The organism is Pseudomonadota bacterium (assembly GCA_011049115.1).
Classification (GTDB): domain Bacteria; phylum Desulfobacterota; class Anaeroferrophillalia; order Anaeroferrophillales; family Tharpellaceae; genus DSCM01.
The window spans coordinates 25,930-48,487 of sequence record DSCM01000036.1; the positions used below are offsets into that span (position 1 = coordinate 25,930).

The window sequence follows — 22,558 nt, forward strand, 5'->3', positions numbered from 1 at the left end:
TGGTTTCGGGTTGTTTCCTGGGGGCGGATGGCTTGTAACCGTTATTATACAAGATAAAATTATTATTTCAAATAGTGACGGCTTTTAATATCGATTTTTCGAATAGGTAAGCGCTGAAAAAAAGTCAATCCGGGCACCGGATTTCGTCAAATCTTCTATCTGACTTCCCTGAGCTCTATGTTCAGGGCGCGGGCGATGCCCGCGCCGTAAGCCGGGTCGGCTTTCAGGCAGTTGCCGAGATGACGCAATTGAATCATTTTCGGCGCATCCTGAATTGAGCGCGCCGTATTTGCAAATAGGGCCAGCTTTTGTTCCGTGCTCATCAGGCGAAAGAGTTTGCCCGGCTGTGAATAATAATCATCGTCTTCGCGCTGGTTCCAGTGGTCGGCGGCCCCTTCCAGGCTTAACGGAAGTTCGGCGTAATCCGGTTGCTCCCGCCATTCGCCATAGCTGTTGGGTTCGTAGGCCAGGGTACTGCCGTGGTTGCCGTCAACCCGCATCTGGCCGTCGCGATGATAGCTGTGGACCGGACAGCGTGGGGCGTTGACCGGGATCAGGTGATGGTTGACGCCCAGCCGATAACGCTGGGCGTCGCCATAGGAAAACAGGCGCCCCTGAAGCATCTTGTCGGGTGAAAAGCCGATACCTGGTACGATGCTGGCGGGATTGAAGGCCGCTTGTTCGACCTCGGCGAAATAATTTTCCGGATTGCGGTTCAGCTCAAAATAGCCGACCTCAATCATCGGGTAGTCTTCGTGAAACCAGACCTTGGTCAGGTCGAAAGGGTTGTAGGGGCAGGTCGCGGCCTCTTTTTCCGGCATCACCTGAATGAACATGGTCCAACGCGGAAAATCGCCATTTTCAATATTTTCATAAAGGTCGCGCTGATGGCTTTCCCGGCATTTGCCGACCACCATCTCGGCTTCGATATCGGTCAGGTTCTTGATGCCCTGCTGGGTTTTAAAATGAAACTTGACCCAGTAGCGTTCGTTGGCGGCGTTGATCAGGCTGAAGGTATGACTGCCGAAACCGTGCATGTGGCGATAACTGGCCGGAATGCCCCGGTCGCTCATAACGATTGTGACCTGATGCAGGGCTTCAGGCAGCGAGGTCCAGAAATCCCAGTTATTGCAGGCGCTGCGAAGATTGGTGCGAGGGTCGCGCTTGACGGCGTGGTTGAGGTCGGGAAATTTCAGCGGGTCCCGCAGAAAAAAGACCGGCGTGTTGTTGCCGACCAGATCCCAGTTGCCCTGTTCCGTGTAAAATTTAAGGGCAAAACCCCGAATGTCGCGTTCCGCATCGGCGGCTCCGCGCTCGCCGGCAACCGTCGAGAAGCGGGCGAAGAGCTCGGTTTGTTTGCCGATTTCAGAAAAGATGCGGGCTTTCGCGTAGCGGGTGATGTCGTGGGTGACGGTGAAACGGCCGTAGGCGCCGGAGCCTTTGGCGTGCATGCGCCGTTCCGGAATCACCTCACGGTCAAAATGCGCCAGTTTTTCAAGAAACCAGACATCCTGCAGAAGTTGCGGTCCCCGCCGGCCGGCGGTCATAACGTTCTGGTTGTCGGCAACCGGAGCGCCGGCGCTGGTGGTCAGTTTTTTCGGCTCAGTCATGTCGTTCTCCATGGATGGGGCGATGGTTTTTGATCATTATGAAATCTGGGTGGATCGCGGTGTATTTGTCTTAATGGGCGCTTTTCTCGCCCATCTGACCCAGGTACGGTTTGGGGGTGTTATCCCTGGGAGCGGGCAGAAGCGGATGTTTGACTTCCGGCTGCTTGCCGGTGGTGGTTTTCAGAAAAGCCGTAACCTGGGCGACCTCTTCCTGGCTTAAAACCGAATCCAGCTGAGCTGTGCTCATGATTTCAACCGCTTCCCGCAGGGACCAGATCACCCCGGAGTGAAAATAAGGGGTGGTCAGCTCGATGTTACGCAGGGATGGGGATTTGAAAACGAACCGGTCATCGTCTAGTGCGGTTACGCTGTAACGGCCCTTATCGCCGGCGAGGATTTTTTCGGCCGGGGTTTTGATCACGCCGAAACCATAACAGTCGTCGCCGCCCATGTTGACGCCGCTGTGACAATCGACGCAGCCCCTGTCGAGAAAAGCCTGCAGCCCTTTGCGCTCGGTATCGTTAAGAGCCTTGGTCTTGCCTTTGAGAAAAAGGTCAAAGAGCGAATCCGGAGTCAGCAGGGTGGCTTCGAAGACTTCTATCGCCTTGGCCATGTTATCGAAAGTAACCGGGTCTGTTTGGCCGGGAAAGGCTTTTTGGAACAGCTCGACGTATTCAGGCATGCTTTTCAGGGTTTTAATGACACTTTCCGGCGTATTGTTCATTTCCACTCCGGCCTGCACCGGACCTTTGGCCTGTTCCGCCAGGTCCTTGGCCCGTCCATCCCAGAACTGAGCCACATTGAAGACCGAGTTTAAAACCGTCGGCGCGTTGCGCGGCCCCCGCTTCCAGCCATGGCCGGTAGAGGTTTCCTGATAATCAGCCCCGCCCAGGCCGACATTGTGACAGGTGTTGCAACTGATCAGGGCGCTGCTTGAAAGTCGGGGTTCAAAATAGAGCATCGCCCCCAGTTCAAGCTTGGGCGGGTTGGCCGGGTTGCCGGCCAGCTGCGGAGGCGTGTCGGGAATCGGTTTGAAGTGGTCGCGGGCGTTTTCCATGAGCGTGTCACCGGCCTGGGCGCTGCCCAGGCAGAAAACGGTAAAAAAAGACTGAAAATCAGAAGCGCGTTTTTTTCATGATCTTTATCTTCCCTTGGTGGCATGGTTGACAGTGATTGGCTTTTAAGGGTGCAAGTCGTTACTTGGAGGTCACAGAAATGATACGGTTACAGCTCCGGCTTGCAGTTACTTTCTGCGGTTAAAGAAGGCCCCTTAAAGCGGACCATTTAAATTTATCCGATCTATAATTGTCCATGGCGCCAAAGTAAATAAAAATTATTTAAAAATAATAAATCCTATTTAGCTTTTTCCAGTAGGTCGGCGCCGGTCTTGGTCCTGCACTCTTTTCTCTGATTGATTGAAAGATTCTGACAGCCTCGTTTCACGGCCGGACTTTCCGGGTGAGGCTTGTGGGGGCGAGGGGTTGTTTTTTACTTTACAAAACTTCTTAAGAAATTACTAAATAATAAAATTTACTGAAAGCTGAGTAAAAAAATTTCAGGAAGTCTTAAGACAATCCCGACAAATTCCGGTGATGGTCGCTTGTTTATAGAGCATCCGTCCCCAGGTCCGGTATTGCTCCGGAATTTCCAGCTGATCAAAGGTTGCCCAGGAAATATCCGTGATTTTATGACACGCGGTGCAGATCATGTGGTGGTGGGGCTCGATGTTACCTTCAAAACGGGCCTGGCTTTGGCCTGTAACCACACGGCTGATCAGGCCGTGTTCTTCCATGGTGTGGAGATTGCGATAGATTGTGTCCAGGGAGATCGTCGGCATGTTTTTTCGCAGTTCGAGGTAAAGGGTTTCCGCCGTGGGATGATCTTTGCTGTTCACCAGGGTTTTAAAGATTTCCAGACGCTGCTGGGTCAGGCGTAAACCGTAACGCTGGAAAGTCTCTTCGAAATCTGCTAAACGATAAGTCGGCATAAGCATACGCGTTGGTTTCAGCGTTGTAAGAAATTGGATTGGATTAACAGAACATAAAAGATTTTGTTTGTCAATATTATTTTCCCGGCGGCAACGAAAATCGGCAAAAGATTTGGTTTTTGGTTCGGGAACTTTGGGTTGGCAGAAGTTATTCTGATGGGGACGCAAAGCCCCGCAATCCCAATCCGGCCTTTAGGGCCATAAATAACGTGAATAAAAACAGATTTTTGGAGGCATCGCAATGGCACTTAGGATCTTCATGGTTTATTGTTCTCCGGCCGGAACGACCCGGCTAGTTGGTCGAGTGCTGGAGAATTTCCTGCGTGAGCAAGGCCCGGTCGGGGTTTGCGAACTGGGTTGTAATCCGTCCGCCGAAGCTGATTTCCTTCGGGAGATCAAAGATGCCGCGGGCCGGAGACTGCTTTTTGTCGGTTCGCCGGTATATTCTTCTCATGCCCTGCCCCCGGTGATGGAATTTATTGCGCGCCTGCCGGTCAAACCGGATGCCTGGGCCGTGCCCTTTGCTACCTGGGGGGGCGCGACCAGTGGTCTGGCTTTGGAGGAAATGGCGGAGGCTCTGGCGGCGCGCGGTTACAAGCTGGCGGGCGCGGCCAAGATTCTGGCGCTTCATTCCCTGATGTGGGAGGCGGCGGATCCGGTGGGTGCCGGACAGCCCGATGTCGCAGCCGAGCGGATGATGCTTGAGCTGGTGCGGGTGGTCACGGAGAACCTTCGGCGGGACCGACCGCCGGTGCTCTCTCAGGAACTTCTGCGCTATCAGTCGGCGGCGGCACGGGAGGATATGCGTAAACTTAATCTTCAGATCGCCCGCAAAATCCTGCCGTCCCGCGTGGTCGACGAACAACGCTGCAGCGGTTGCGGAGTCTGCGTCAACAGTTGCCCGGTGGCGGCGCTGTCGCTGCAACCTTTTCCGGTTTTCGGAGAAAACTGCATTCTCTGTTTTAACTGTGTCCGTCTGTGTCCGGAAAAAGCGCTCGTGGCAGATCTGCGCCCGATTCACGCGCGGGTTCGGGAACGAGCCGAAAGGTATGCTGAAACTCCAGCTACGCAAATCTTTATCGAGCCGTTTGCTCGGGTGGAGCAATGAACCTGAAATACCGTTAATTAAAATTTGGTGGTTTCTTGGAAAAGGAGGCGAAAATGGAAAGATATCTGGAAAAGGCGCTGGATCTGGCTATGCTTTACGGCATGAAAGTGGTTGCCGCCCTGGTTATTGTGGTCCTCGGTCGCTGGGCTGCTCAGATGGTCTGCGGTTTAATGGAAAAGGTTCTCAAAAAACAGAAAATCGATCAGACCATTATCTCGTTTGTCGGTAATCTGGCTTATTTTTCGATTCTGACTTTTGTCGTGATCGCCGCGCTTTCCAAACTTGGTCTGCAGACAACCTCCTTTATCGCGGTTCTCGGTGCGGCCGGTCTGGCCGTCGGTCTGGCGCTGCAGGGTTCGCTCGCCAATTTTGCGGCGGGCGTCCTGATGATTGTCTTTCGCCCCTTTAAGGGCGGGGACTATATTGATGGCGGTGGGGTTTCCGGTTTGGTGGATGAAATCAATGTGTTTACGACCATTCTGAAAACCCCGGACAATAAAAAGGTGATTGTGCCTAATGCGACCATGATGGGCGGCAATATCGTCAATTACTCGGCTTTTCCTACCCGCCGGGTTGATCTGACGATCGGAGTCAGTTATGGCGATAATCTGAAAAAGGTGAAAAAGGTGCTGGCCGAGCTCGCGGCCGCGGACCGTCGGGTCTTGCCGCAACCGCTGCCTTTTGTCGCGGTTGCGGCCTTGGCGGACAGCAGTGTTGATCTGGTCATGCGCCTTTGGACCAGAACCGAAGACTATTGGAATCTGTATTTCGACATGCTTGAGGCGATTAAGCTCAAATTCGACGAGGAAGGCATCAGCATCCCCTTTCCGCAGCAGGATGTCCACCTGTTCAATCCGCAGCCGGAAGAGAAAAGCTGAGCTGTTGGCGACTGGTTTTTAACTTTCCCACAGACAGTAGACCTTGCCGCCGTTTTCAGGACGTCCTTTAAGCTTTTCCATGTGACGTAAGGCGGCTATGTCCCGTTCGATTTCCCGGGCCGACAGTTGTAATTCATTCTCAAGCAGGGACATGGGGGCACCGCCGGTCCGACTCAGGATGGCGAGTATTTTTTTCTGGGTCGCGGTCAGTTCGGTCTGACCGGCGCCGCAGGACTTGGCGTGATGGACGGCCCAGGGGTCGCAGATACGGGTGGGCGAAAGGGTGTCCATATAACAGTCCTCGCAGAGATTCTGGCTGTTGCAGAGGGTTTCTTCACCGTCGCTTATAGTTGCGCCGCAGCGATCACAATGCATGTTCAGGGCTCCTGTAGAGTTTTTATCTGAGGTTAGCGTTTTCACCGTCGCCGCAGACCGGTCTTGCAACCGCACTTACCGACAGCTTCATCTGCGGGCAAAAGCAGGAATAAGCCCCGCCCGCGACAGGGAGGACACATGATACTTACAGAGCGCTATAACAATTACGCTAATTGCTTTATTTGCACAATTCGGGAAAATACTTCTTTTTGCAGTCGGGGCAGATGCCATGGCTGAAATCCGCTTGTGAATGCTGGCTGATATAGATTTCAACCTGACTCCAGTAGCCTTTGTCATCCCTGATTTTTTTACAGTACGAACAAATCGGCAGGATACCCTGCAGGACTTTGATATGCTGCAGGGCCTGACTCAATTCAGTAATGCGGGCCGCGGGTTTTTTCTGAATATCGAGCATGCGCCGGCCGACCCGGAGCCGGGCCTTGAGCTCGCCGGCATCAAAAGGTTTGGAAAGATAATCATCGGCGCCGGCTTCCAAACCGGTGATGATATCGCCCTTTTCACCTTTGCCGGTCAGGATGATGATATAGAAAGGCAGAGGTGTGGCTTGGGCGCGGATGCGGCGGATCACTTCTATGCCGTCCATGACCGGCATGACCTAGTCAAGAATGACCAGCTGCGGAGCCTCTGGTTGTTGCAGCATGGTCAAAAGGCTTGCCCGCCGTCAACCGCGATGAGGATGTCATATCCGGCCTTTTCCAACATGGCGGCCAGGATGGCGAGTGAGGTCGGATCATCGTCGGCGATTAAAATTTTATATTTTCCGTCCAGATCGTTCATGTGATCAATTCCAAATTGAGTAAATTCATTCGGCCCTGACTCGATCAGCGGCCGGAGCTGAAGCGCCACGAAATTCCAAGAACCAAAAAAATCTATCGGTCGTCGGGACCTTTGCCTTTCCTGGGCGGGGTTGGCGACACGGTACCTTCAGGTTTCTTGCTCTGGTAGTTTCCTGGCCTGCTTATCCTGGACAGCCCGGACTTCGTGGCGCAGTCTGACAAATTCCAGTTCAAGCGTCGCCGCCGACATTGGCGGCCGCCCCGGCGATGGTATGGGCCCGACGGGCACAGGCGGGGAGATCCCGCTTTTGCAGGCTGGCGGAAAGCTTTTCCAGTTGCCGGGGAAGGTCGGCGAAAAAAACTGCCATGATCGTCTCCGCCAGTTTTTCGTCATCCCGCAGCCGTTCCATTAAACCCGAGTGGTCCCAGGTCTGAGTCCGGGCTGCGGCTTCAACCTGAGCGGCGGTTTGGTTTTTTTTCGAAGGCGGTGAGGTTGATTCTTTGTTTTCGGGCAACCATTTGGAAAGGGTGCTGTTCAATGCCGCCGGCGAAACTGGTTTGGAAACATAATCGTTCATCCCTGCCTGCAGGCACTGTTGGCGGTCTTCAGCCTGGGCGCGGGCGGTCATGGCGATTATCGGAATGGCGGGATTGAGAACCCCGGCGCCGGAGCGGATCTGCCGGGTAGCTTCCAGGCCGTCCATTTCCGGCATCTGGACATCCATCAGAACCAGATCGTAAGATGTCTTTTGCAGAGCGGTCAGCGCTGCGCGGCCATCAGCGACGGCATCGGCCTGAAAACCCAGGTTCCTGAGAATCCCGAGGGCCACCATCTGATTGACGGGGTTGTCTTCGGCGACCAGTAAGCGCATGCCGGTTCGCATGCCGGAGACGTTTGTTTTTTGCTGGTCTTCGATTGGTGCTGAAGTCTTGGGCTCGGTCTTCGGTGGCTCAGCAAGTGGGTCGGCGGCGTTCATCTGTTTGGTGAACACGGCGGTAAACCAGAACTCAGAACCCTGCCCGGCAACGCTTTTGACGCCGATGCGACCTCCCATCAGCTCGACCAGCTGTTTTGAAATCGCCAGCCCCAGGCCGGTGCCCCCGTAACGCCTGGTGGTCGAGGGGGCGACCTGGGAAAAAGACTGGAAAAGCCGATCAATTTTATCTTCAGGAATGCCGATGCCGTGGTCGCTTACGGTAAAATGTAAGGTCGCCTGTTCACGGTTTTCGTTTTCCAGGCCGACGCGAATGACGATCTTGCCTTTTTCCGTGAATTTGATGGCGTTATCAACCAGATTGGTCAGAATCTGGCGGAGACGTCCCGGGTCGCCGCAAAGCCTGACCGGAAGTTGTGGGGCCAGAACGCAGAGAAGTTCGAGGCTTTTGCCCCGAGCCTGCAGGGCGAGGATGGAGGCCAGATCCTCAATCTCTTTGTCCAGCTCAAAATCGAGATTTTCAAGCTCGAGTTTATGAGCCTCGATTTTGGAAAAGTCCAGAATATCGTTGATCAGGCGGAGCAGCGCCGTGCCGCTGGCCTGGACGGTTTCCGCATAGCGGCGCTGGGTTTCATTCAGTTCGGTTGCCAACAAGAGGCCGGTCATGCCGATGACCCCGTTCATTGGGGTTCTGATTTCATGGCTCATGTTGGCCAGGAATTCGCTTTTGGCGAGGTTGGCCAGACCTGCTTCACAAGCCAACCGGTTGGCCCGGGCCGTGGTTTGTTCGAGTTCAACGACGGTTTTTTGTAGCTCGATTTCGGCTTTTTTACGCCGGGTGATGTCAAGCATGACGCCGAGCAGATATTTCTGTCCCTGATTATGGATCACCTCACCCGAGAAAAGACCGTTTATGACCAGGTTGTTTTTCGTGCGCAGGCGCAGTTCGTGGTTAACGAAGCGTTTTCCGTTTAACAGGGAGTCGTTGAAATCGGCCTGCTCCTTCGCATCGCTGAACAACCCCAGTTCGCTTGCGGTTTTACCGATAATCTCCTCGCGGGAATAACCCAAAATTCTGATAAAGGTCTCATTGACATCCGTGAAAATTCTTTCCGGCCGCCGCGACAGGGACATCAGGGCCGGGTTGTTGCGAAATAACCGTTCAAAGCGTTGCTGGGCTTCCTGCTCGGCGCTGAGATCCTTGCTCACGCTGAAAATGCAGTCGGCCTGGTTCCACTTTCCGAACCAGACGCGGGTTTCAACCGGAATTGGTTTTCCCTCCTTGGTCGCCATCGGCAACTGGCAGCTCTGCTCTTCTCCCCGGAACATGGCGGTGAAGGCGGCTTCGGCTTCTTTCATTTCGTTGATGTCCAGGTGGATGCCGAACATTTTCAGAGGTCTGCCATCGGCATGCCATTTTGTGACGCGGCCGTGGTCAAGAATCCAGACCCAGTGACCAGTTTTATGGAGCATGCGAAAACGGCATTCATAGAAAGCCAGTTCCCCGGCAAAATGACGGGCGAGCTGCATCCTGGTCGGTTCCAGATCGTCGGGGTGGATAAGATTCTCCCAGGTTTTAATACTGACCGGGCTGATTTCCGTCAGCGTATAGCCGATGATCTCGGCCCAGCGTTCATTGAATACCGCGGCTCCGCTGATGATATCCCATTCCCAGGTGCCGGCGTTGGTACCTTTGATAACATTGATCAGACGCTCCCGTTCGGTTGCCAGACGGTGTTCGGTGAAAAATTCTTTCCGTCTTTCCTGCTCGCGTCGGTGGCGCAGCATCAGGGCGATGGCGATCGTCAGAATCAGGGTCAGGCTGCAGCCGGTCAGGAAAACGATGGTGGAAGAATTCCAGGCCGAAGCTTCTCTGAAAGCAGAGGGTTCGTTAACGGTCAGAGCCAGGGTTTGATCGCCCACCAGCAAAGGCCTGGTCCAGGTGAATCCTGCGTCCGGTTTCGGCTTTCCTTTCCAGGTGTCGGCCAGTTTTTCGAAGCTGCCGTCCGGGTTGATCAGGGAGATCTCCAGGGGAAAGGCCGGGTTCGGAATGGTTCTCTCGAGAAAGGTCTGCAGTTTCAGAACGGCCACGGCAAAGCCGTTTTCGCCGGCGTCGGCAGCTTTTTCCGGAATTGACTGTAACAGCAGCAGTTCCATGTGCCGGGTATCTTCCTGCCTCAGAGCGGGAGCGGTGATGGCGATCGGTAATCCGGTTGCGGCGGCTTGCCAGAGTCTGAACTCGGTTAGACCCAGGGTTTGCTGTCGAACTTCAAAGGGAGTTTTTTCGGACGCCGCCAGCACCGGAATCCATTGCCAGGTGTAAATTTTCGGGTTGTGAGTAAGATGGAGGGTGAAATCGTTGAAGGCCGTGGGGGTGAGCTGGTCGCTTTTTTGGCAGAATCGGGCCAGTGATTCGAGCTCCGGCCCCCAGACTTGTCGCAGAGCCTGGTTGAGAGGTTCGGTTTTATCGGCCGCCAGTTGGGTGAAGGTCAGATGGTGGTCCCGAGTTTCATGCCAAAACAGCAGCCAGGTGGCGGTGAAGGTTAAAACCAGGCCGATGGCGACCGCCATGGCCGGCTCCAGATGGAACATCCAGGGCGAGGCTTTTGCCGCCAGGCGCCGGCGCTTGGCGAGTAACCGCGCGCCGGAGAACATTATCAGGACAAGCAACAGGTTTTACAGGATCGGAATCCAGGCGGCATGCTGCAGCGATTTGCGCCAGGCGTCGGCGTCAAGGCCGATAACCAGGGATGTGGCCGGTTTGTTCGTGTTGGCCAAGGGGGTCATGGCGGCGATAAAGGAACCCCGGCGATCGCTGAGGGGACCGGTGACCAACTCGGTTTCGCTGAGCAGGCCGTAGCGAAATTCGGGCGGGGCGTCGTCGTAAAGGCTGCCGGCCGGAATCACATTCGGGGCCGTGATAGCTTGGTCATCGATCAGGAAAATGATTTCGCCATCGGCCCGACTGCGCAGCAGATAGATGAAGCGGCAATTCCGGTAGAGATGTTTAAGGGCGGCGAAGTGTTTTTTCAGACGTAGATATTCAGGTTTTACAAGATCGGCCTTGCTGCCGCTCAGGGCGTTTACCAGATTGCTCGGAATGGCCTGGGAGATCTGATCCGCCTGACGCAGAAAATCCTGGCGTAATTGACGGGCTCTTTCCCGTACCGCCCAGCCGGTCATCAGGATTCCGGCCGCAAGCAGAATAATCCCGGCCAGGGCCAGAGGGTAATGTGGTTTTTTGGCCGCGGTTGCCATTGTGTTTGATGCTTAAAGGTTAAAGGTCTTAACGGCGGTGAAAAAGCGCGGTGACAGAGATTGATAATCGGGCGGCGGAGCCTCGCCGGGCTTTGGAGCAGGCGGATTTCCGAAGGCGCTGGGTCGCTACCGGATGTGAACAGGACTGATGGATGACATATTATAATACTTTTGCCTGCGAGTGCAACTAAAAGCGGGTTTGCTTGCCGAGCGGTCATTTTTTTGCCGTGGCCATTGACGGCAAAAGTCAGGTTGTTTATTCGGATAACGGCAGCCGGTAGGACAGGGGCAGGTTATTTCCGCGCCAGCGGCGGCCCGGTGGTCGCGGTATCCGGTGGCGTATAAAGCCCCAGTTTTTTTTCCAGAATATGACGGTAGTTATTTATCCTTTTAACATACATAATGGGTTCGTCGCCGCGGGCATAGCCATGTTTCAGGGCTTTATAATATTTCTCCTGGCGCAGAAGCGGGAGGAATTTTTCCAGGGTGGACCACTGGTTGGGGTTTTCGCCGGCCGCTCGGGCGAGCCTGCGGACATCATGAATATGGCCCATGCCGATGTTGTAGGCCGCCATGGCCACGTTGGCACGCTCATCCTCCCGAAACTCGGCCGGAATCTGGTCAAGCAGGCTTCGCAGGTAGGCTGCGCCGCCGCGAATACTTTCCTCCGCCGCGAGTCGGTTTGTAACTCCCATCTGGTCGGCCGTGGTCAAGGTCAGCATCATGATGCCGCGGACTCCGGTCGGACTCTGAGCCAAAGGATCCCAGTGTGATTCCTGATAGGCCTTGGCGGCCAGCAGAGTCCAGGGAATCCGGTACTCATGGCCGTACCTTTCAAAAAGCGCACGATATCGCGGCAGCCTGGTCTTGATGCGGCGGTTGAAAATTTTTATATCGACGTAATCGAAGATTTCAATATGACCGAAGTGGCGTTCCTTGAGATCTTTAAAACGGTTGCTTTGGACGAAATCCTGCATCCAGTGATTCAGCTTTTTTGCCAGGGCTCGGCGTTTCGGGTTGATAATCCAGGCCAGAGGTTGTTTCTCTCCGATAGTAAAGGCGGCTTCCAGTTCCGGATAATAACGCCGATTGATCGCGAGCAGATTGGAGTCGGCAATGGTGCAATCGAGTTCTTTCCGCCAGATTTTTTCAAGCAGCTGATCGGTATTGTAATCATAGGTCGTTTGCCAGTTCAAGCCAGGCCATTGTTGACTTAACTCACGCAGTTGTTCGGCGGCGCTGCTGCGGGCTGGAATCGACAGGGCATAATTCTGTAGTTCGGCCAGGTTTTGGGGGTGGCGTTCATGCCTGCGATAAACGACCAGCTGGCTTACCATAAAATAGTCGGGACCGAAGACGAAGCGTTTTTCTCTTTCCGGGGTTCGGGTCAGTCCTCCGGCCGCCAGATCCGCCTGCTCGCCGGCCATGCCGGAGAGCAGCTCGCTGGCCGAGCCGGCCACCTTGATTTCCAGTTTGAGCCCCAGGTCTTCCGCGAAAGCTTTGACCAGGTCATACTCGAAGCCGGTTTCACCATCCGGTCCGAGATAATAGGCGGTCGGAATATTGCGGGTCAGGACCGTGAGTCTTCCCGGTTTGCCGGTCAATTCGCCGGAAAGTTTGAATTCCTGAGGAAAATCGCAGCCGCCGAGAAGGGAAAGCGGCAGGATTATCAAAACGGCGACCCAGCCTTTTCGAAAAAGTGCGTTATTCCCCTGATAAAAGCGCGTTTTTCCGATCGGCCCGGTTTGCGGTGCGTGAGTCGTCAGTCCGGAATGCATTTGTGAGTCCGCGTTCTGTTTTTCTCAGGGTAATTCGGCTGCAAACCACCCTCGCTGTTGCTTTGCAGCGCCGCCGAGGACAGCAGCCATGGTTGCAGTTGTTGTTCCCAGAGCTTGTTTTTTGCAGGCGGCCGCAGGGCGGCATGCGCCGGACTGGTGGACGGCAGATCTATCATGGTGATATTTTCCCAGAGGTTTCCGACGCTGCGCGTGCAATAGCGCGTAAAAAGCTGGCGCGCCTTGCGACCGTTGAAAGCCACAGCTGCAAGTTCGGGGTGGCGATGGCGGAAATCATTCAGCCGGTTGGGGCTGGCGTCCTGAGCCCTGATGTGGTGGTCAAGGCTGCCCGGGCGGCGGCAGAGGGCGAGGACATCCCACAGGGAACCTTAAAGTTTCGCAGGGCGGCCAGACGCGCGCTATAGGGGGCGGTTTCCGGGAGTTCCAGCAGTTGATTCATAATCGACCAGAAGGCGTTGCGCGGATGCGCATAATACTGGCGCCGGGCTAGTGATTCCCGGCCCGGCATTGATTCCAGAATCAGCTGCCGGGAAACCGGCGCTTCGATCAGCGGCAGGCCGGTGAGGAGCTCGCTTGCCATTTTTCCATGGTTTCCGGGCCGTAGATGCGGCTGAAAGTGGTCATGATTTGAGCGAAAGGAATATCATGGTCCTCGCCCCGGTCCTTGACATATTCTACAAAAGGGTGTCCGAAGCGGTCGGTGCCCGGGAGCAGGGCGTCGTGCCGGCCGTCGAAATCGTTGGGCTCGACTTCTATTCGGAGAAACAGCTCGCGATTAAAAGTGGGGGCCGCCTTAACCCAGCGATTTTCCAGAAAAACGCCGCAATAGCAGTGGTAAGCGAAAAAATTTCCCATGATTTCGGCAATTTTGGGTGGAGCTTTATGGTTTATGATATCGGCAAAATAAAATTTTGCCGGGATGTCACAGCTGCGCAGCAGGGCGGCGAAAAGTGAGGCCTTGGGAATGCAGAAGCCGGCGCCGCGCGCCATAATAACGCTGGCCCGGTAATCTTCCGGCCGTTTGAACGAGGTATAAGGGTTATAGGTGATTTGGTCGCGTACGAAAAAAAAGAGGGCCCGGGCCTGGTCTGCGGGTTTTTCGAGATTGGCCGTCAGTTTGCGGGCTTGCGCTCGCAGTCTGGAATCGCTGAAATCAAGGAAGGCCGTCTCGCGCAGATATAAGTTCCGATCGAAGGTTGAATTCATCTCGTAGTCCATGGGAGGAGGATTTTTGTCTCCTGTCTGGTAATGTTTGTGGGGCTGTGTTAATATGAAAAAAATGTGTCTATGAAGCTTCGGGTGCTGACGGTGATTTCCCTCTCCTGTCAACGCTGAAATTTCTGTTTTCCAGGGCTCGTTGCGCCCCTACCATGGTTTAGCTCACGCTCGCGCGCTCAAACCCCAGTAATTTTAATGGGTTTCATGCGCTGGGAAAAACGACGAAATTTCGCGAGGCCTTACGGAAATCCACCCGAGTCCCCCTCAACACTGAAAAATGGCTGAGCCGTCACAAAGGATTGAAGTTCTCTCCATAGCCGCAAACCTCTCTTCAGGTCAAGCGGAGAATGAATTGAGCCCAGAGCCCTTTATTAATGAATGCGAGGTTGGAGTTTTTCTATGGAAACGCTGCGGCGTGGCTATCCTTCGGCGTTACTCTCCTGGTCGATGTGGGGGCTGGGCGCAATTTTTTATCTGATCGGATTCTATCAGCGGGTGGGGCCCGCGGTCATGACCGGCGAGTTGATGCGGGATTTCGCGGTCGGTGCCGCCGGGCTGGGCAACCTGGCGGCTTTCTATTTTTACAGTTATGTCGCGATGCAGGTGTCGACCGGAATTCTGGCGGACCGACTCGGGCCGCGGCGCTTATTGACCGCCGGGGCTCTGGTGGCCGGTTGCGGAGGCCTGCTTTTCGGCCTGGCGCCGAATCTGTTCTGGGCTTCCGCCGGGCGACTGCTGATCGGGGGCTCGGTAGCGGTGGCTTTTGCCGGCATGCTGAAACTTGCCGGTCACTGGTTTGCGCCCCGGCAGTTTGCCCTGGCCAGCGGCATGGCGCTTTTTTTCGGCATGATCGGAGCGGTTTTCGCGGGTCTGCCTTTGCGTTTGGTGGTTGATCTGGCGGGCTGGCGACCGGTCATGCTGGCCGTGGCGCTGCTGACGTTGGCGGTTGCCCTGGTGATCTGGTTTATGGTGCGCGATGATCCGGCGGAAAAGGCTATCTCAGTTATGCTCCGGCGCTTTCCCGGGGTGAGGAAACGGTTGCTGTCCTGCCGACTTTAAAGGAGATTTTTCAATCCCGTAATACCTGGTTGCTTTGTCTGATTCCGGGCGGCGTGGTTGGTTGTATCCTGACCTTTTCCGGGCTCTGGGGGGTTCCCTTTCTGGTTACTCACTATGGTTTCAGCCCGGCCCGGGCGGCTACTCTTAATTCCGTCATGCTGGTGGCCTGGGCTCTGGGTGGTCCCCTGCTCGGGGCGCTTTCGGACCGGATTGGCCGCCGCAAACCCTTTTATATCGCTGGCAATCTGATTCTGGTCGGGAGCTGGTCCCTGGTGCTCCTGGTGCCGGAGCTGCCCGTGGTTTTTTTGATTTTTCTGTTGCTGTTGATTGGGTTGGCCTCAGGCGGCATGATTATCAGTTTCGCCTTTGTCAAGGAATCGGTGCCGGCTCATTTGGGGGGAACGGCCTCCGGGGTGGTTAATATGGGAGTGATGTCCGGGCCGATGCTGCTGCAGCCGGTGGTGGGGATGGTGCTTGATTACAACTGGAGAGGGGTTTTGCGCAATGGCGTTGAAGTCTATGATTTCGCCGCTTATCGGAGCGCTTTTTCGCCGATGCTGGGCTGGCTGGTGCTCAGCGCGGTCCTGATCTTTTTCACGCAGGAAACCGGTTGTCGTCAGACCGGCGGTAAGTCGGACCATGACTGAACTTGCGGTGCTGCTTTTTACCCGTTATCCGGTTCCGGGGCGGACCAAAACCCGGCTGGTGCCAAAGCTGGGGGCGGATGGGGCGGCTTTGGCCCAGCAGGCCATGACCGAGCAGGTTCTGGCCGAGGCCCGGCGTTTTGTCGATTCAGGGCCGGGTCGTCGCCTGGAGATCTTTTTTACCGGAGCCGGAATTCGGGAAATGGGGCTCTGGCTGGGTTTTTCCTGGTGCTTTCGGCCGCAGACGGAAGGCGATCTGGGCTTGCGTTTGTGGCGGGCGATCGGCGCCCCCCGGCCGGGACCCAATCCGGCGGTGATCGTGATCGGCAGCGATTGTCCCGCTTTGTCCGCCGTCTACCTGGAGGAAGCCGCGGCGGCTCTGGCCCGTGGTTTTGATCTGGTAGTCGGACCGGCTTGGGATGGCGGTTATTGTCTGCTCGGTCTGCGCCGGGGCGAGGCTGCGCTTTTTCAGGGCATTGACTGGGGCGGCGCGACCGTGCTCAGGCAGACCCTGGAGGTCGCCGCCCGGTTGGGCTGGCGGGTTAGGGAACTGACCCCCCTGCCGGATATCGATCGGCCTGAAGATCTCGAGCTCTGGCGGGGTTTGGCAAAACCTCTGCTCAGTGTGGTGATTCCGGTTCTGAATGAATCGGCCAGTTTGCCCGCGACCCTGGCAGCCTTGGGGCTGGAGCGTTTTGGGGGAACGGTTGAAGTCATCGTCGTGGACGGTGGCAGCCATGATGACTCCGCCGCTTTGGCGGCCGCCGCAGGTTGCCGGGTGCTGGTTTGCCGACCTTCCGGTCGGGGAAGGCAGATGAATCTGGGGGCGGCGGCCGCCCGCGGGCGCTATTTGCTGTTTCTTCATGCCGACACCCGGATTCCAGACAACGCTTTTATCAAAATCTGTCGGAGCCTGGCCCGGCCGGGAGTCGCGCTCGGCGCTTTCAGCCTGGCTCTGGACGAGCCCGGAGTTCGTTTTCGCCTGCTCGAGAAACTGGTGCACTGGCGCAGTCGCTTTTGGGGTTTGCCCTATGGCGATCAGGGTTTTTTTGTTCGAGCTGAAACCTTTGCCGGGGTCGGTGGTTTTTGGTCGGAAGGGTTGCTTGAGGATGTCGATTTTCTGCGCCGCATCAAACCGACGGGACGGTTGGTTTTGTTGCCAGAGAAAATTCTGACCTCGGCGCGGCGCTGGCGGCGAAACGGGTTCTGGCGAGTAACCCTGGTCAATCAAATGATTTTGCTTGGTTATTGGCTGGGTGTGCCGCCGCATGTTCTCTTTCGTTTCTATTATGGCGGCGTTTCCGGCGGCGACTGATTGATCGGGTCGAGGGCCTTGCCGAAGCGCGGTTGAAGCCGCGCCGGGCAACTAATGGTTGACATTTTTAGACTCTTTTTCTATAGTTACAGGCTTTTTGTGCAACATTGTAAATGTTTGTTTTGTAAGGGAGAATCATGATGCGCTCAGTTGTTGTCGCCGGGGCTGCCGGACGAATGGGAAAGCGGCTTGTGGCCTTGCTTGAAGCTCAGGCCGAAGTCTGTGTGGTCGGGGGGCTCGAACATGCGGAGCATCCCTTGCTGGGTAAGGATGTGGGTGAGGTGGCCGGAATCGGTTGTCTGAACGTGCCGCTGGTCGGCAGTCCTGCCGCTCTCGACGGCAGTGGGGCTGAGGTGATGATTGATTTTACCGCGCCCGCGGCGACCTTGGCGAATCTTGAATGGGCGATTGAGCGGCAAGTCGCGATGGTAATCGGAACCACCGGTATGAGTGTTGGGGAACGGGAGCGGGTAGCCCGTGCGGCGGCCCGGGTGCCGATTGTTTTTGCCCCCAATATGAGTGTCGGGGTGAATGTGCTTTTTAAGGTAGTGGCCGATGTCGCGGCGATTTTGGGGGATGATTTCGATGTCGAAATCCTGGAAGCCCACCATCGCCTGAAAAAAGACGCGCCCAGCGGCACCGCCGTTCGTTTGGGAGAAATTGCGGCCGCGGCCCTGGGACGGGACTATCAGCGGGACGCGGTGTTTGCCCGGCAAGGTTTTACCGGGGAACGGACTCAGCGGGAGATCGGCATGCAGACTCTGCGGGCCGGTGATATTGTCGGTGAACATACGGTTATGTTCGGTGGCATGGGAGAACGGCTGGAAATTATTCATCGCGCCCATTCTCGGGATAATTTCGCCGCCGGAGCGGTGCGGGCGGCGCTTTGGCTTGGTGGTCGGGTTCCCGGTCTTTACGACATGCAGGACGTTCTGGGATTAAAGTAATTATGAAAAGGGGAAATGTTTATGGAACCAACTGAGGTTCTGCTGCCGGATTCAATGCCGGTTAATATCGAGGATGAGATGAAGACCTCATACCTCGCGTATGCCATGAGTGTTATTATCGGTCGGGCCCTTCCCGATGTGCGTGACGGTTTGAAGCCGGTGCATCGTCGTGTGTTGTACGCCATGCATGATCTCGGCAATGTCTGGAATAAAGCTTACAAAAAATCGGCTCGGGTTGTCGGTGATGTTATCGGTAAATATCATCCTCATGGCGACAGCGCGGTTTATGATACGATCGTTCGTATGGCCCAGGATTTTTCCCTGCGCTACCGGCTGGTTGACGGCCAGGGAAACTTCGGATCGGTTGACGGTGATGCTCCGGCGGCGATGCGTTACACGGAAATCCGCATGGAGCGTCTTGCCGGTGAGATGCTGGCCGATATCAACAAAGACACGGTGGATTTTGTCAATAACTATGATGAATCGCTGCAGGAACCCGTGGTTCTGCCGGCCCGTTTTCCCAATCTTCTGGTCAATGGCTCAACCGGGATTGCGGTGGGGATGGCGACTAATATTCCGCCTCATAATCTTTCCGAGGTGGTCAGCGCCCTGATTGCCTGTATTAAGAACCCCGAGATCACGGTGCCGGAGCTGATGGCCCAACTGCCGGGCCCGGATTTCCCGACGGGTGGTTTTATCTATGGCCGCGAAGGCATTGCTTCGGCCTATATGACCGGGCGTGGAATTATTCGTTTGCGGGCCCGGGCCGAGGTCGAGGTTGATCCTAAAAACGGGCGGGAACGCATTATTGTCACCGAGATTCCCTATCAGGTCAACAAAGCTCGCATGCTGGAGAAAATGGCGGAACTGGTGCGTCATAAGAAGCTGACCGGAATCTCTGATCTGCGTGACGAATCCGACCGTCAGGGGATGCGGGTTGTCATTGAGATTAAACGCGATGCTCAGGGTGAGATTGTTCTGAATCAGCTTTTTAAACAGACCAGTCTGCAGACCTCCTTCGGGATTACCCTGCTGGCGATTGTTGAGCGCCGGCCGGTGGTTCTTAATCTCAAGGAAATGCTGATCTATTTTCTTGAACATCGCAAGGACGTGGTGCGCCGGCGGACGGCCTATGATCTGGCCCGGGCCTTGGAGCGTATTCATTTGCTGGATGGTTTCAAACACGCTCTCGATAACCTGGATGAGGTTATCGAACTGATCCGGGCGGCGCTTTCCCCGCAGGCGGCCAGGGAGGGTCTGGTGGCCCGTTTTGCTTTCAGTGAACGCCAGGCTCAGGCCATTCTGGATCTGCGCCTGCAGCGTCTGACCGGGATGGAACGGGACAAGATTCTCCAGGAGCATGCCGAGGTGACCGCCCTGATCGCCCGGTTACGGGAAATCCTGGCCAGCGAGGCGCTGATTCTGGAAATTATCGTGCAGGAGCTGGAAGAAATTCGCGAAGTCTATGGCGACCCGCGGCGCTGCGAGATCGTCGACGACGGCAGTGATCTGCAGATCGAGGATCTGATTGAAGAAGAGGAAATGGTGGTTACCGTTTCGCAGCATGGTTATATCAAACGGACCCCTTTGCACACCTATCGCAGTTATAATCGCGGTGCCGGCGGCCGTCTCGGCATGGAAACCCGGGAAGGTGATTTCGTGCAACAGATGTTTGTCGCTTCCACCCATGATTACCTGACCTTTTTTACCAATCAGGGGCGGGCCTATCGTCTCAAGGTTTATCAGGCGCCCGAAGGCGGGGCCACCTCGCGGGGGAAAGCCCTGGTCAATCTTCTCCAGTTGGACGAAGGGGAGCAGGTTTCGGCGGTGATGGCCCTGCGCGAGTTCACCGAAGACAGCTTTGTGATTATGGCGACCCGTTCCGGGCTGGTCAAGAAACTGGAGCTCGGATCCCTAGAGAGTATCCGGCGCAGCGGAATTCGTTGTATCACCTTACGTCCCGATGACGAGATGATCGCCGCCAAGATCGCCCGCGAGCAGGATTCAATCTTTCTGGGAACCAGCAAAGGGCAGGCGATTCATTTTCCGGCTTCCGAAATTCGTTCCACCGGCAGGCTTTCACAGGGTGTTATCGGGTGCCGGATGGCGGCCGATGATCGGGTAGTCGGCCTGGAAATCTTTACCGACCAGACCGCGACGGTTCTGACCGTGACGGAAAACGGGTACGGCAAGCGCAGTCCGGTGGCGGATTATCCCATGCGTTCCCGCGGGGGTAAGGGGGTCATCACGATCAAGGTCAATGACAGAAACGGCAACGTGGTCGCGGTTTTGCAGGCTACTGATGCCGATCAGATCATGATGATCACCGATGCCGGGAAGATTACCCGCAATCGGGTTGCCGATATTTCGGTAGTGGGTCGTAACACCCAGGGGGTTCGGGTTTTCCGCATAGATCAGGAGAAGGAGCGTCTGGTTTCCGTGGCTCTGCTTCCGGAAGGCATGGAGATTGAGCGCAGTTTTCAGGAAAAAATGGATCGTGGTGAATCCTCGGACCGGGATGATTTATTTCCGGATCAGGGCAGCCAACTTGCGGACGACCTGGAGGCCACGAATCAAGCCCTGGATGATGATTCTGACGCCGGAGGATTTGAAGATGATCCGGGCGCAGATTTTGTGTAGCAGAGTTTTGAACATTAACTAAATTCGACGCTGGAGCTTGAGGGTATGGTTGAAAAGATAACCGATCCGGACGATTCGGAAAAACGCCGGCGGGCGATTCAGGAAATGTTTTCGCAGATTGCGCCGCGCTATGATTTTCTTAATCGGCTGTTGAGCCTGGGCATTGATCAGGGATGGCGTGAAACCCTGGTGCGGATGGTGCGAGCCGGCGAGCGGACGTCCATATTGGATGTGGCCTGCGGTACCGGAGATGTTTCTCTCGCCTTGCGCGAGAAGGCGCCGCGGGCCCGGATCGTGGGTCTTGATTTCAGCCAGGCCATGCTTGATCTGGCGCGAATTAAAAGTGAACGGGCCGGGGCCGGGCTGGAACTGGCTTGCGCCTCGGCTGAAAACCTGCCTTTTGCCGAGCATGAATTTGATCTGGTGAGCATCGCTTTCGGCATTCGCAATGTTGTTGACCGGGAGAAAGCCCTGGCGGAGTTTTTTCGGGTTCTTAAACCGAAAGGGCGGCTGGCGGTGCTTGAATTTTCCCAGCCCCGGGTGCCCTGGTTGGGGGACCTGTATAACATTTATTTTTTTCAGATTCTGCCTTTAATTGGGGGTCTGTTCGCCCAGCGCAGCGCCTATCGTTACTTGCCTGAATCGGTGGCTCGTTTTCCTGCGCCGCAGGAATTTTCCGGCAGCCTGCGGGCTGCCGGTTTCGAGTCCTGTCGCTTGCATGCGCTGACTTTTGGTATCGCTACCCTGTACCTTGCCGATAAACCGGCTTTGTCTTAAGGGTAAGCAGGGTGGAAAGTCGTTATTTTAATTCGATAGAGACTTAAGGGAGGAAGGATCATGCCTAGAATAGGGGTTTTGCTTTCCGGTTGCGGAGTCAATGACGGTTCTGAGATTCATGAGGCGGTGCTGACTATGCTAGCCCTGGATCGGCTCGGGGCGCAGCGTCTTTGCCTGGCGCCCAATATCTTGCAGCGGGATGTGGTTGATCATCTCCAAGGCAAGGTCGTGGGGGAAAAACGCAATGTTCTGGTTGAAGCCGCGCGGATCGCCCGGGGGGAAATCTCGGATCTGGCTGGGGTGAAGGCCGCCGACCTTGACGCCCTGATTCTGCCGGGCGGTTTCGGCGCGGCTAAAAATCTGAGCGATTTCGCGGTGGCCGGAGCCGCGACCGTGGTCGAGTCCGAGGTGCGGCGTCTGCTGCGCGAGCTTCACCGATCGGGTAAGCCGTTGGGTGCCATCTGCATCGCCCCGGCAGTCTTGGCCCGGGCTCTGGGGGATTTTAAACCGTTGCTGACTATCGGTAATGATTTGGCGACCGCCGAAATCCTGGAGTCTTTCGGAGCTCGGCATCAGAACTGTCCGGTCGATGGCATTGTTGTTGACGAGGTTAATCGCCTGGTGACGACCCCGGCTTATATGCTGGGTCCGGGTCTGCGCGAGATTGCCCTGGGTATAGATAAACTGGTGGCGCAGGTGGTGGCCATGGCCGCTTAACAGGAGCTTGACGATTCCTTTAACCGAGTTGCTTTTTTGGTTTTCGGTCCGGTTAAGAACTTGACAAGGCGTTTAATATTTTGTATACCGCCACCGGTAGACGAAACATTTTTTGTATTATGTATGCTTTGGGTGGCAGTGATTTTCAGTTAAGTTAGTCAACAAGTCAATGGAGGAAATGTTATGAAGAGATTGGTTGCGTTAATGGCGGTGGTGGCTTTTCTGGCCGTGGCGATGGTGGCTTTTGGAATGCCGGCGGCTCCGACCGGCGATATCGAAATTGTCAAGGCTGAGGGCGGCAGCAAGCCCCCGGTTAGTTTCAGTCACGTAAAACATGCGGCGGCCGTGCCCGACTGCGTGACCTGTCACCATACCTCTAAAGTTGGTGGCGCGATCGAGAAATGCAGTGCCTGTCACAAGGCGGAAAAGGATGGCAAGAAGCTGAGCAGTAAGGATGCTGCGCATAAAACCTGCCGCGGTTGCCATAAGAATATGAA

At 55.6% G+C, this 22,558-nt stretch carries 18 protein-coding genes and 2 pseudogenes; 9 read left to right on the plus strand and 11 right to left on the minus strand.

Annotated features, from left to right (window positions below):
- Window positions 1-155: 155 nt before the first annotated feature.
- The 3 genes from ENN66_03330 to ENN66_03340 form a co-directional block, all read right to left on the minus strand.
- Complete coding sequence (locus ENN66_03330; protein ID HDS15639.1) at window positions 156-1,610, minus strand: catalase; 1,455 nt, start codon at window positions 1,608-1,610, stop codon at window positions 156-158.
- 70 nt (window positions 1,611-1,680) lie between these two features.
- A complete protein-coding gene (locus tag ENN66_03335; GenBank protein ID HDS15640.1) occupies window positions 1,681-2,667 on the minus strand; it encodes a cytochrome-c peroxidase in 987 nt (328 codons plus the stop codon).
- A gap of 498 nt (window positions 2,668-3,165) precedes the next feature.
- Entirely contained in the window at window positions 3,166-3,603 is a 438-nt protein-coding gene (locus tag ENN66_03340) for a transcriptional repressor (GenBank protein ID HDS15641.1), read from the minus strand.
- Between the two features lie 235 nt (window positions 3,604-3,838).
- On the opposite strand from ENN66_03340, the gene ENN66_03345 reads away from it, so the two are divergent.
- Window positions 3,839-4,705, plus strand: coding sequence for a 4Fe-4S dicluster domain-containing protein (locus ENN66_03345; protein ID HDS15642.1), 867 nt, complete (start codon window positions 3,839-3,841; stop codon window positions 4,703-4,705).
- Window positions 4,706-4,758: 53 nt separating this feature from the next.
- The gene (locus tag ENN66_03350; protein ID HDS15643.1) at window positions 4,759-5,583 is read left to right on the plus strand and encodes a mechanosensitive ion channel; all 825 of its coding nucleotides are present in this window, start codon (window positions 4,759-4,761) and stop codon (window positions 5,581-5,583) included.
- Between the two features lie 18 nt (window positions 5,584-5,601).
- Here ENN66_03350 and ENN66_03355 read toward each other — a convergent pair whose 3' ends face one another.
- The 8 genes and pseudogenes from ENN66_03355 to ENN66_03390 all read right to left on the minus strand — a co-directional run bounded on the left by ENN66_03355 (window position 5,602) and on the right by ENN66_03390 (window position 13,962).
- Window positions 5,602-5,958: a hypothetical protein gene (locus ENN66_03355; protein HDS15644.1), complete on the minus strand. Its 357-nt coding sequence runs from the start codon at window positions 5,956-5,958 to the stop codon at window positions 5,602-5,604.
- A gap of 178 nt (window positions 5,959-6,136) precedes the next feature.
- Window positions 6,137-6,571: a response regulator transcription factor gene (locus tag ENN66_03360; GenBank protein ID HDS15645.1), complete on the minus strand. Its 435-nt coding sequence runs from the start codon at window positions 6,569-6,571 to the stop codon at window positions 6,137-6,139.
- Window positions 6,572-6,621: 50 nt separating this feature from the next.
- On the minus strand, window positions 6,622-6,756 hold the full coding sequence (locus tag ENN66_03365; GenBank protein ID HDS15646.1) for a response regulator: 135 nt from the start codon (window positions 6,754-6,756) through the stop codon (window positions 6,622-6,624).
- Window positions 6,757-6,985: 229 nt separating this feature from the next.
- On the minus strand, window positions 6,986-10,360 hold the full coding sequence (locus ENN66_03370; protein ID HDS15647.1) for a response regulator: 3,375 nt from the start codon (window positions 10,358-10,360) through the stop codon (window positions 6,986-6,988).
- Between the two features lie 6 nt (window positions 10,361-10,366).
- Window positions 10,367-10,948 carry a hypothetical protein gene (locus ENN66_03375; GenBank protein ID HDS15648.1) on the minus strand — a complete coding sequence of 194 codons (582 nt, stop codon included), beginning with the start codon at window positions 10,946-10,948 and terminating at the stop codon, window positions 10,367-10,369.
- Window positions 10,949-11,241: 293 nt separating this feature from the next.
- Entirely contained in the window at window positions 11,242-12,726 is a 1,485-nt protein-coding gene (mltF, locus tag ENN66_03380; GenBank protein ID HDS15649.1) for a membrane-bound lytic murein transglycosylase MltF, read from the minus strand.
- 134 nt (window positions 12,727-12,860) lie between these two features.
- Window positions 12,861-13,324, minus strand: a pseudogene (locus ENN66_03385) (DNA-deoxyinosine glycosylase).
- Window positions 13,291-13,962 carry a transglutaminase family protein gene (locus ENN66_03390; GenBank protein HDS15650.1) on the minus strand — a complete coding sequence of 224 codons (672 nt, stop codon included), beginning with the start codon at window positions 13,960-13,962 and terminating at the stop codon, window positions 13,291-13,293. The pseudogene ENN66_03385 and the gene ENN66_03390 overlap by 34 nt, the downstream one beginning before the upstream one ends.
- Window positions 13,963-14,361: 399 nt before the next feature.
- Here ENN66_03390 and ENN66_03395 point away from each other — a divergent pair.
- The 7 genes and pseudogenes from ENN66_03395 to ENN66_03425 form a co-directional block, all read left to right on the plus strand.
- Window positions 14,362-15,668 (plus strand): annotated as a pseudogene (locus ENN66_03395) (MFS transporter).
- 565 nt (window positions 15,669-16,233) lie between these two features.
- Window positions 16,234-16,980: a glycosyltransferase gene (locus ENN66_03400; protein ID HDS15651.1), complete on the plus strand. Its 747-nt coding sequence runs from the start codon at window positions 16,234-16,236 to the stop codon at window positions 16,978-16,980.
- 140 nt (window positions 16,981-17,120) lie between these two features.
- The gene (locus tag ENN66_03405) at window positions 17,121-17,927 is read left to right on the plus strand and encodes a 4-hydroxy-tetrahydrodipicolinate reductase (protein ID HDS15652.1); all 807 of its coding nucleotides are present in this window, start codon (window positions 17,121-17,123) and stop codon (window positions 17,925-17,927) included.
- A gap of 54 nt (window positions 17,928-17,981) precedes the next feature.
- Entirely contained in the window at window positions 17,982-20,567 is a 2,586-nt protein-coding gene (gene gyrA, locus ENN66_03410; protein ID HDS15653.1) for a DNA gyrase subunit A, read from the plus strand.
- Between the two features lie 45 nt (window positions 20,568-20,612).
- On the plus strand, window positions 20,613-21,344 hold the full coding sequence (gene ubiE / locus ENN66_03415) for a bifunctional demethylmenaquinone methyltransferase/2-methoxy-6-polyprenyl-1,4-benzoquinol methylase UbiE (protein HDS15654.1): 732 nt from the start codon (window positions 20,613-20,615) through the stop codon (window positions 21,342-21,344).
- A 60-nt stretch (window positions 21,345-21,404) separates the two neighbouring features.
- Window positions 21,405-22,061 (plus strand): isoprenoid biosynthesis glyoxalase ElbB, encoded by a 657-nt coding sequence (gene elbB / locus ENN66_03420; protein ID HDS15655.1) that lies wholly within the window; start codon window positions 21,405-21,407, stop codon window positions 22,059-22,061.
- 183 nt (window positions 22,062-22,244) lie between these two features.
- Window positions 22,245-22,558, plus strand: a 314-nt coding sequence (locus ENN66_03425) for a hypothetical protein (protein HDS15656.1), incomplete at its 3' end; no start/stop codon positions are given.

What these genes read in the sequence shown, in the direction of transcription:
- ENN66_03330 (HDS15639.1), bottom strand. Translation starts at nt 1,610, where the DNA reads ATGACTGAGCCGAAAAAACTGACCACCAGCGCCGGCGCTCCGGTTGCC.
- ENN66_03335 (HDS15640.1), bottom strand. Translation starts at nt 2,667, where the DNA reads ATGGAAAACGCCCGCGACCACTTCAAACCGATTCCCGACACGCCTCCG.
- ENN66_03340 (HDS15641.1), bottom strand. Translation starts at nt 3,603, where the DNA reads ATGCTTATGCCGACTTATCGTTTAGCAGATTTCGAAGAGACTTTCCAG.
- ENN66_03345 (HDS15642.1), top strand. Translation starts at nt 3,839, where the DNA reads ATGGCACTTAGGATCTTCATGGTTTATTGTTCTCCGGCCGGAACGACC.
- ENN66_03350 (HDS15643.1), top strand. Translation starts at nt 4,759, where the DNA reads ATGGAAAGATATCTGGAAAAGGCGCTGGATCTGGCTATGCTTTACGGC.
- ENN66_03355 (HDS15644.1), bottom strand. Translation starts at nt 5,958, where the DNA reads ATGCATTGTGATCGCTGCGGCGCAACTATAAGCGACGGTGAAGAAACC.
- ENN66_03360 (HDS15645.1), bottom strand. Translation starts at nt 6,571, where the DNA reads ATGCCGGTCATGGACGGCATAGAAGTGATCCGCCGCATCCGCGCCCAA.
- ENN66_03365 (HDS15646.1), bottom strand. Translation starts at nt 6,756, where the DNA reads ATGAACGATCTGGACGGAAAATATAAAATTTTAATCGCCGACGATGAT.
- ENN66_03375 (HDS15648.1), bottom strand. Translation starts at nt 10,948, where the DNA reads ATGGCAACCGCGGCCAAAAAACCACATTACCCTCTGGCCCTGGCCGGG.
- mltF (HDS15649.1), bottom strand. Translation starts at nt 12,726, where the DNA reads ATGCATTCCGGACTGACGACTCACGCACCGCAAACCGGGCCGATCGGA.
- ENN66_03390 (HDS15650.1), bottom strand. Translation starts at nt 13,962, where the DNA reads ATGGACTACGAGATGAATTCAACCTTCGATCGGAACTTATATCTGCGC.
- ENN66_03405 (HDS15652.1), top strand. Translation starts at nt 17,121, where the DNA reads ATGCGCTCAGTTGTTGTCGCCGGGGCTGCCGGACGAATGGGAAAGCGG.
- gyrA (HDS15653.1), top strand. Translation starts at nt 17,982, where the DNA reads ATGCCGGTTAATATCGAGGATGAGATGAAGACCTCATACCTCGCGTAT.
- ubiE (HDS15654.1), top strand. Translation starts at nt 20,613, where the DNA reads ATGGTTGAAAAGATAACCGATCCGGACGATTCGGAAAAACGCCGGCGG.
- elbB (HDS15655.1), top strand. Translation starts at nt 21,405, where the DNA reads ATGCCTAGAATAGGGGTTTTGCTTTCCGGTTGCGGAGTCAATGACGGT.